Below are 9,161 nucleotides of genomic sequence, written 5' to 3'. Positions count from 1 at the left end.
GCCACACCTTTGGGGAGACGTTTTTGGGGGGACGAAGAAGGCAGGACGAAACCGGCCATGCCGGTGTGGCGTCCCTCACCTACGACGGGCCAGGGAAAGCGAAGAGGATCATCGCCGGACCCATGAAATCAGGCACTGACAGCGGCCTTACCGGCTCAGGCACCCGGCAAGGCACTCCACTGTCTTCACGTAATCAAGGACGAGCCACGAGACCGTCCACCGATGATTCATGAAAGCCATACGCGGCGCGATGCGAGCACTTACAGACGAGGCACGACCGATTACCCCTCCTGCTTGATCGATTCTGCTCGGATGGGAGCAGAGTTGATCAGGCAGGAGGGTCGGAACCTGCCCGCCCCAGTAGCGGCACCCGACGCGCTCGACGGCGCGGAGGCCGCCCTATCCGGCGTCGGCCTCCATCGCCCGTACCAGGCTGGTGGGCCGCATGTCGCTCCACGCGACCTCGATCGCATCCAGACACTCCTGACGCGACCCCTCCGGTCCACCAGTGCGCCAGCCACCCGGGATATCGATGTGCGCCGGCCACAGCGAGTACTGACCCTCGCCATTCACCAGCGTCACGAACCGTCCCGACTCGTCATCGAAAGGATTGGTCACGACCGTCCCCCCACTCGTTCTCGCACTTTCCACGGCATGTTCACCAGTTATTTCCAGCCTGCTGCGTCGTTCAATTCCATGCAGCCACCGCCGAGCCGTCCGCCCCCTCGCGATGCGATCTCGGCCACACATGGCGGAGATCCGTTACGCCTCGAGATACCGGCCTTACGCCGGTGAGCGAGCCGGGGTTCCCCGACTTCGCCCGCTCACGACAATCACAATAGATGACCCCCGACGGCCAAAGACGCAAATTCAGCCCATTACTTACGAGTACTCAATCAGCCAACACGGACAGAGACTCGCCCGAGACATATGCCAACCAGCCCTCAACGGAAATATTCGGCCACTCCGTGTCCCTATTGTGCGAGTATCACTGATTACGGACCGATCAAATTCGGATAGCCGCCAGCGCGCGCCCGCAGACTCACCGACACACACAGATCACAACGCGCTCCCGTGCGCCGGGTGCGCGCCCCGCCCGGCCAGGCGGATCAGGTGCCCGTCGCCCGGCTTGATGCCGACCACGCCGGCTGCGCCGTATACGAAGCGATCGCCTACGCGGCCGAGCGGCCTCCCCTCGGCTGCCAGGCGGTGGTGCTCGGGCGCACACCTGTCGGCCGCACCGGAGGTTCCACACCGGCTCGCCACCCGCACCCCGCTGTTGGACAGCGGGACAGCGGGACAGCGGGACAGCGCTGTTGGACAGCGGCGCAGCGGGACAGCGGTCAGCGCTGTTGGACAGCGGCGCAGCAGTGCAGCGGTCGGCCGGCAGGCCTTTCGACCTCTGAGACGAGCGCCCCGCAAGGCGCAGGCCGCTCTCTTGACTGCCCGACGTCGCCGAATTCCCGATGGCGGCCCCCGCCAAGTGGGCGCGCAGGCTCAGGCACGGCCGAAGGAACCGCTGGCGCGGCGCCCGGCAGTGCTCAGCGCGAGATCACCCAGCCAGGCGTCCAGGTCCCGTCGGCCACCTGGTCGGCCGCGGTGCCTGCGAGATAGGCGCGGAGGGCTGCCAGCGCCGGATGGGGTTGTCACGACGCCAGAGGAGCGAGTGCGGGTATACGGGCGTCGGGTCGGTCACGGGGATGCGGCGCAGACCGTGGTCGGCAGGCCAGACGAGGCGGGTGTGCTCGCCCATGAACGTGGACAGGGCAGGGGTGTCGGCGATGGTGTCGAGCAGCGCGTCGGAGCCGAAGTTGGGGCCCGTCGCCTCGATGGTGAGGCCGAATTCGGCCACGAGGTCGTCGTAGAACGCCGCCCACTCGGTACCGGGGACGATGCCGGGCATCCAGATCCGGTGCCCGGCAAGCTGAGCGACGGTCACCGACCGGGCGCCCGCCAGCGCGTGGGCGGGCCCGGTGAGAAGCTGGAGCGGTTCGTCGAGCACCCGGACGGCTTCGACGTCATCGGGAAGGGGCCGGCCGGGGACGGCGACAGCGCGGAAGGACGCGTCGATCGCACCGGACCGGATGGCGGCGACGGCCGTCTCGATCTCGAACAGCATCACGATGTCGAGGTCGATCTCGGGGTGCGCGCGGTGGAAGCCTCGCAGCAGGCCCGCAGCCGCCCCGCGCGAGGCGATCATGTCGACGCGGAGCGGGCGGCGGCCGGGACGTACGGACGCGACCGCGCGCTCGGCGACGCGCAGCAGCTCGCGCGCATGGGGCAGGAAGGCCTGCCCGTCGATGGTGAGCTCGGCGCCGCGCGGGGTGCGGGTGAACAGCTGCACTCCGAGGGTGCGCTCCAGTGCGGCAATGCGCTTGGAGACGGCCTGCTGGGTGACCCCCAGCTCCGCGGCGGCCTCCTGGAACTGCCCCGCGTCGGCGGCGGCGGCGAAGGTCCGGACGGCGTCGAAGTCCATGGGCAACACCTTATGGGCACAACTTTTGGTTGTGGGCAGGTGCTGCCACGGTGCGCGTCTCGGCGCGCGTTTCGGAGAATGCGATGCGTAGGAGCACTGAGCCGTGGTGCTCGCTTCCCTACTTCTCTCGCGGGTCGGTTGTACGTACTCGGCAGGCGAGGTGCCGGCTCGGCAATGAGGAGCGGGCGCGTTCTGGGAGGTCTGCTCGCGTTCTGGGAGGTCTGCTCGAGGACGGTCGGGGCGGCGGTCCGCGTGAGGGGCCCGGGTGAGGGCCGGAGCGTAGGCTGCCCCGAATGATCGAGGTGCCTGAGGTGTTCGCGCGCAGCACTGTCGAGCGTGAAGGAGCGCCCGGAACGGCATGGCTCGCCGAACTGCCCGAACTCGTGGAGAACCTCCTGGGGCGCTGGGCATGCCGGCTGGACGGCGAGGTCGTGCACGGCGGTGTCGGGGTCGTCGTCCCGGTGCGACGGCGCGACGCGACGACCGCTGTGGTGAAGGTGTCGTTTCCCCATCCCGGCAACATTCATGAGCCGGACGCGTTCGTCGCGTGGGGCGGGCGCGGAGCCGTCCTGCTGCACGAGCGCGACGACGAGCGTTTCGCGATGCTGCTTGAGCGGGTACAGGCGTCCACCCTGGCGGAGGTCGAAGACGAAGATGAGGTGGCGACGGTGGCCGGACGGATCAATCGCCGACTGGCCATCCCCGCGCCGCCTCACCTGCCCAGGCTGCGGGAGCAGGCCGACGCCTGGGAGGAGCAGCTCCGCAAGGATGCCGGGGAACTGACTCACGCCTTGTCGCCTCGCGTGGTGGACGCCGCCGTGGCGACCGTGCGCGAACTGGGTCGCGTCCAGCCGGACATCTTGATCCATGGGGACCTGCACCCCAGTAACATTCTGCGCGCCGACCGCGAGTCCTGGCTCGCCGTCGATCCCAAGGGCTACGCGGGAGACCCCGCTTACGACAGCGGAACGTTGCTCAAGTCGCGTGCGCTGACACTCATCGAAGCGGTCGACGTACGCAAGGCTGTGCATCGAAACCTGGACGTCTTCGCCGAGGCCGCGGAAGTAGATCGCGAACGGGCTCGGCGCTGGGCCCAGTTCCACGCTGTCCAGGCCGCGTTCTGGGGCCGCCGCCACGGAACCCCGATTGCACGCCGAGGAACGCGGCTGAACTGGCTCACCGCCTTCGCAGACAGCCTGGCAGAGCTGCTCACAGAGGACGCATAGGACGTGAACTCCCTGGAGCTGCTGCGGCTTTCTGCCGGCCGAATCGGACTGGACAAGCCAAAGGCTGTCCCGTAGCCGCTGGACATGGAGCCGGCCAGGGTGCGGAAACCGCGTAGCTGCCGAGTTCGCGGTGCCGGTATCGTCCGTTTCCCGACCTGCCGTATCGGCGGCCTACGTTCAGAGAGCGATGCAGATGACCAGCCGGCAAGCAACGACGACCCTGTGGCGCCCCACCGGTCCCAAGGAGCTGGATCTGGTTCGGGAGCTGAACTGGCGTGCCTGGCCGCCCCGGCTGTCAGAGCAGCCGATCTTCTACCCGGTCCTCAACGAGGACTACGCGGTCAGGATCGCGCGGGACTGGAACGTGAAGCACGATGGCGCCGGCTTCGTCACTCGTTTCGAGGTCGAGTCGGAGTTCTTGAGCCGGTATCCCATCCAGCAGGTCGGCGGGCAGACGATCCTCGAGCTCTGGGTTCCGGCCGAGGAGCTGGACGACTTCAACGCCCACCTTGTCGGCGAGATCCAGGTGATCCACGAGTTCCGCTGAGGCGGAGCGGGCTTGCAGGCGGGACGCTCCGGCCCGGGTGGGACGATCCCGGCGTGGCTGGCGGGATCACTGCATCGGAGGCGGAGCCGTCCTGGACAGCCCCTCTTCCTGGATAACCCCTGGTAGCCACTGACTGAAGCCCTAGGGAATCGGGCCGGGACCGCAAGCGGCTTCGCGGCCACTGGACCCTTCGGATCGTGGCTGCATCCACCCGCACGCGCCACACCCCGTCCACCTGCATCGAACATCAGCAGGCACACGCGGTTCGCCAGGCAAATGTGCGCCCGCGGGTACATGATGATCAGCCCCACCGTTCGCCTACGCGAGAGTTCAAGGGAAGAAGCAGTCGTGGTTCATGTGGAACGACAGGTCACGGTCCAGCGCCCACTGGCCGAGGTGGTGCGCTATCTGGCGGACTTCTCCCATGCGGTCGATTGGGACCCCGGAACGCAGGAGTGCACCCGCACGGACGGTGGGCCTGTCACCGAGGGCGCACAGTGGCACAACGTTTCCGAGTTCCGCGGCCGCCGTACGGAACTGACTTACCGGCTGGTCACCATGACCGACGACCACCTGGTGTTCGTGGGCGAGAACAAGACCGCCACCTCGCGCGACGACCTGAGCTTCCGCGCCGACGGGAATCCACCGTCATCACATACCGGGCGACCATCCGGTTCCACGGGCTCGCACGACTGGCCGATCCCTTCCTGCGACGTGAATTCGAGCGACTGGGCGACGAAATCACGACCAGCATGCCCGCGGCGCTCCAACGCCACGCAGCCTGAAGTCTGCTGGGTCCGCTCTCCGGAGCGACTGCGGTTGACGGTGTGCCCCGAGCCCGTCGGGAAACGGTCTCTGCGATCACCGCGTTGCCGGGGACCACGCCAGGGGGACCGACCTGGGGAGGTGGGGCCTCGCCCTCGGCATCCAGGGCCGCTCCACCTTCGAACGACTGCGGTCCCGGGTGGGACCGGCCAGCCCGGTCCTCCCAGAGGTCTGACCGGGTCGACTCGGCTCTGCCCCATCAGAGCTGAGGCGAGAAGGGGTGAGGGCTGCAGCGGCTCACCACTGGAACACACCGTCGTAGAGGCGCCGGTGCCACCATTCGCCGTGCCATGGCAGACGCCGGTAGGCGTGAGGGTCGGGCAGGGTCCGGCGGCGCAGCTCTGCGTCCAGACCCGCCACCACGCGCCGGAGTTCGGCGCGGGACGGCTGCGGCAGCGAACACAGCGCTTCTTGCAGGATGTCCCGCGAATTCCCCACGTCGACAAGGGCGGACTCCGGATGGGGGAAGCTGGGAAGCACAGGTCCAGGTATCGGCCGGGCTGCCGCAGGAAGTCCCGGTATTGCCTGAGCGCGGCTTCCACCGCCCCGTCCCACAGACCGTCCCACAGCCCTGCCCAGGAGTCATCGTGCTCGCGCTCGGTGCGCTGGATCTCTGCGCACGTGCGCTCGGACAGCCCAGGAATTCGAGCAGTCAGGGGACTCCAGACGGGCGGGACCGGACTTTCGGCACGAAGTGCCCCGGGTCGTCTACGCGGCATAGCCCTTTCGGCTGCTCATCATGCTCATGCTGGCGATCATGCCGGACGGCCGGACAGCCCACAAGGCCGGGCGCCCTCACAGCCCCCGGACAAACTCGCGCGCCGGCCCATCTACCGGGGGCTGCTCTCGCTGGCACCCCACTCTCACGCCCGCCAACGAGGAACTTCAAATAATCTTCGGAGCGTGCGGTGTCGGCTTTCTGCTGCTCAAGGCTTCAGTGATACGGCTGACCCGGGCGGAGACCACCAGCCCTTGGGCCTCCGAGATGGATGAGATGGGGGCAGGGGTGATGATGGACCCGGCGACCGCCGGGAAGGTCCCCGGCGTCGGTAAGATCAGCGCTCTCTCTGGGGGTGCGATGGGGACATCAGGGCGGCTTGGCGAGGGGCAGAAGTACGCGCTGAGCTCGGACGGGGACGACAGCGACTTCTGGGGCTTCGCTCACGAGGCCGAGGGGTTGTTCACGCCGCTGCCGGATGAGGCGGGAGCGCGCCGAGTGCGCCTTGCGGGTTGCCGCCCGCAGGGTGGCCTACGGAGGTGCGTTGATCACGTCGGCAGTCGTCGTGCCGTGGCAGGGAACGCCTGGTTCGAGGTCCTTGACCGTGACGGTGCCACTATGGGTTCCTACTTTGTCAACGAGCTCACCGTCATCGACGTCAAGCCCTCCGCCAGCTGCGCCGGCCTCGTCGACCTCACGGTCACGCTCTGGTGCGAGAACGCACTGCCCGGAGCGGTACGACCGTGGGAGCTGGTCCGCACTGGTCACCTTAACCACACCGGAATGTGGCACGAACTTGCACCCGAGGACCGACACGCGTGGCTGTCGGTTGCCCTGTTGTCCCGGGAGCACCAGTGCCAGGGAGAGCCCGATGCGCCTGCAGGCCAGGTGTTCACCTTGGACGGCCGACACATCGTTGACAGGGACACCTTCTATTGCGCGATCGGTGAGGCCATCAACGGACCCGGCGGATACTTCGGCTGGAACCTCGATGCTCTGGACGACTGTCTGAGAGGCGGCTGGGGCGCCACCACTCCGTTCACCCTGCACTGGGACTTCTCGGCCGAGGCTCGGACGCGGTTGGCAGAGCTCGTGCCCGCCGGCGAGCGCGAGCTTGCGCTGTTCGACCTGCTCCTGGAGATCTTCGAGGAACGGGGTGTGAGCGTCATCCTTCGGTGACAGCTCGTTGCCGCTAGGCATCGGTCCGGGAGGCGTCATTGGGACTCACGCGGACGGCGGCGCGTGGGATGCCTAGGTCGACGAATGGGCGCTTGGCTCGGCGTTGGGACTCGGATGAACCCGGTGCCGTTGCAGCCGGTGATGTTGTCGGCGGGCTCACCGTCGAGCTTCACGAAGACGCCGAAGTTGCGGACGTCCGCCACCGTCCCGGTCAAGATCTCACCATTTCGGATGCCGACGAGGAAGGCACGAAGTGCCTGGTCCTCTCACGCCTTCGCCGACAACAGGACAAGTTCCCTCCGCCAGTCGACTCCTATCACCTCGACCTCGATTCTTGGGCCCCTGGCGACAATCTCGGCAGGGTCCTCAGCGCGGCGCCATGAAACCTCGTGTCGAACGATCCGGCCTGCCGCATGATGCGTTCCCGTTTCTCCTTCCAGGTCCACGACGACGTCATGGCCCTCGAAGCCGGCGACCGTTGCCGTCCTGGCCGTGCCTGAGTGAACAGAGTTGAGGAAGGCGTGCAGAGTCTCGATCGGCTCGGGTTCGATCTCGCTCTCGACCCTATGCGGTGAGGTCGCCACCGCTCAGTCTCCGGCGGAAACGCATCTGCCCCCGGGCATCCTGCCGGATCACCCTCCATGAGCCGCCGACATGTCTCCGGCTGGCGAGAAACGAGCCGATACTCACTCCAGGGACTCGGCGCTGCGGCGTCCGGCATTTCGGCGGAGGTCAGGCATGCCAAGGTGGACGGTGGACGGCTGGGCTGCCCGGTCGCGCATGGCCTCGAGTTTCTGGGCCGCAGCGGCCATGGTGGTCTCGATGGCGGCGACCTCGCCGAGCCAGCCCTGGCCCTTCGCCTCCTGGAGGCGGTCGACGAGGCTGGCGTGGATCTCCTGGAGGCGGCGGCGTTCCCGGCCCGGACCCGACGCCGGAGTGCCGCAGCGTCTCGACGCTCGCCCAGTCCAAGAAGCTGCACGGCCTGCGGCACACGGCCGCATCCCACTGTTAGGGGCTGCAGTCATTCAGCGCCAAATCCCGCAGGTACGCAGTCGCCGCCTCGATCTCGTCGTCGCTCGCGTTGACCACGATGTACGGCGGGTGAACCCCCCGGGCGGGTAGCACAGCACCTGCCCGGGGCAGTTCGGCCCGGCCCTCATCAGCTCATGCCGCAGTTCCACAGAACTCCTCCTCGTTCGTTGCATCGGTCTGCAGGCTGATCAACGAGTGAAGTTGGTGCAGACAATTGTGCACGACATGTCCGGCGTATCTTGGGCAGCTCTGAACTGTTGGGTCCGGCTCTGGAGCCTCGTCCCGCTCGTTACCGCTAGAACAGGAGCCTGCCGTGACGACTGCTGCCCTCGTCAGCTTTTCGGTCTTCGCCTTGCTGGTGACAATGACCCCGGGGCCGGACACGCTCCTGGTGCTGCGGAACTGCATGCGTGGCGGCCGCTTCACGGGCATGGCGACCGCGTTTGGTGCGGCGACAGGCTCGCTCGCCTGGGCGCTGACCGCCGCCGTCGGCTTGGCAGCGGTCCTGCAGCGATGGGACGTGGCGTTCACTGCGATCCGCCTGGCGGGCGCTGCGTATCTGATCTTCCTCGGAATCCAGAGCCTGTGGGTCCACCGCCGGGGCGCTGGGGGCGGGCCCGAGGTTCCCGGAGGACCGGCCGGAACCGTACCCGTCCCTGCCGCCGCCCCTGTCCCCAACAGTCGGCAGGCCTTTCGCCAGGGACTGCTGAGCTGCCTGCTGAACCCCAAGGTAGGCATCTTCTTTGTGGCTGTGGTCCCGCAGTTCCTGCCCAACGGTGACTCGACGCTCTCCGCGACTCTGGCCCTCGGCCTTATCGACGCCGTGATCGCCGCCCTCTGGCTGACGCTGGTGGCGGTGTTCGCGGCCGGGATGCTGACTTGGCTGCGTCGCCCACGAGTGAACACCGCCCTGGAGCGAACCGCGGCCGGCGTGCTGGTGGCTCTGGGCGTCGGCACGGCTGCCGAGGCGGTTTAGACATCGGTTCTTATGGCGGTCTGACGCCCGAAGGGCCCGCCAGCCGCGTCCCCAGCCTGACATGCGGATGCTGGTGGCAGAATTCCATGGGGAGGGAAGCGTGGTTGTGCCACAGCCGGCGGGGTTGATTTCGGTTTTGCTGGACAGGGCTGCTCGGATCGACGAGCGCGACGATGCCGCGA

7 protein-coding genes and 2 pseudogenes are annotated in these 9,161 nt (G+C 67.6%); 5 read left to right on the top strand and 4 right to left on the bottom strand.

What is annotated here, in order from left to right; all coding sequences use genetic code 11:
- Positions 1 to 399 precede the first annotated feature (399 nt).
- Entirely contained in the window at positions 400 to 618 is a 219-nt protein-coding gene (locus LNW71_RS33950) for an MbtH family protein (protein WP_250971685.1), read from the bottom strand.
- 923 nt (positions 619 to 1,541) lie between these two features.
- A pseudogene (locus LNW71_RS33945) lies at positions 1,542 to 2,476 on the bottom strand (LysR family transcriptional regulator).
- A 293-nt stretch (positions 2,477 to 2,769) separates the two neighbouring features.
- Between LNW71_RS33945 and LNW71_RS33940 the strand changes: the two are divergent.
- From LNW71_RS33940 to LNW71_RS33930, 3 genes and pseudogenes are all read left to right on the top strand, one after another.
- Positions 2,770 to 3,702, top strand: a complete 933-nt coding sequence (locus LNW71_RS33940; RefSeq protein WP_250971684.1) for an aminoglycoside phosphotransferase family protein — start codon at positions 2,770 to 2,772, stop codon at positions 3,700 to 3,702.
- 187 nt (positions 3,703 to 3,889) lie between these two features.
- Complete coding sequence (locus LNW71_RS33935) at positions 3,890 to 4,249, top strand: hypothetical protein (RefSeq protein WP_250971683.1); 360 nt, start codon at positions 3,890 to 3,892, stop codon at positions 4,247 to 4,249.
- Between the two features lie 396 nt (positions 4,250 to 4,645).
- Positions 4,646 to 5,034 (top strand): annotated as a pseudogene (locus tag LNW71_RS33930) (SRPBCC family protein).
- Between the two features lie 277 nt (positions 5,035 to 5,311).
- Here LNW71_RS33930 and LNW71_RS33925 read toward each other — a convergent pair.
- On the bottom strand, positions 5,312 to 5,512 hold the full coding sequence (locus LNW71_RS33925; RefSeq protein WP_250971682.1) for a hypothetical protein: 201 nt from the start codon (positions 5,510 to 5,512) through the stop codon (positions 5,312 to 5,314).
- A gap of 547 nt (positions 5,513 to 6,059) precedes the next feature.
- Here LNW71_RS33925 and LNW71_RS33920 point away from each other — a divergent pair.
- Positions 6,060 to 6,971 (top strand): barstar family protein, encoded by a 912-nt coding sequence (locus LNW71_RS33920; protein WP_250971681.1) that lies wholly within the window; start codon positions 6,060 to 6,062, stop codon positions 6,969 to 6,971.
- 266 nt (positions 6,972 to 7,237) lie between these two features.
- On the opposite strand, the gene LNW71_RS37115 is transcribed toward LNW71_RS33920, so the two are convergent.
- Positions 7,238 to 7,555 carry a S1 RNA-binding domain-containing protein gene (locus LNW71_RS37115; RefSeq protein ID WP_374119490.1) on the bottom strand — a complete coding sequence of 106 codons (318 nt, stop codon included), beginning with the start codon at positions 7,553 to 7,555 and terminating at the stop codon, positions 7,238 to 7,240.
- Between the two features lie 761 nt (positions 7,556 to 8,316).
- On the opposite strand from LNW71_RS37115, the gene LNW71_RS33915 reads away from it, so the two are divergent.
- Positions 8,317 to 8,979, top strand: a complete 663-nt coding sequence (locus LNW71_RS33915; RefSeq protein ID WP_250971680.1) for a LysE family translocator — start codon at positions 8,317 to 8,319, stop codon at positions 8,977 to 8,979.
- Positions 8,980 to 9,161 lie beyond the last annotated feature (182 nt).

This window comes from Streptomyces sp. RKAG290, from assembly GCF_023701695.1.
Classification (GTDB): Bacteria; Actinomycetota; Actinomycetes; order Streptomycetales; family Streptomycetaceae; genus Streptomyces.
The sequence above is the reverse complement of the archived record's forward strand: the minus strand, read 5'-3'. Positions and strand labels throughout refer to the sequence as shown.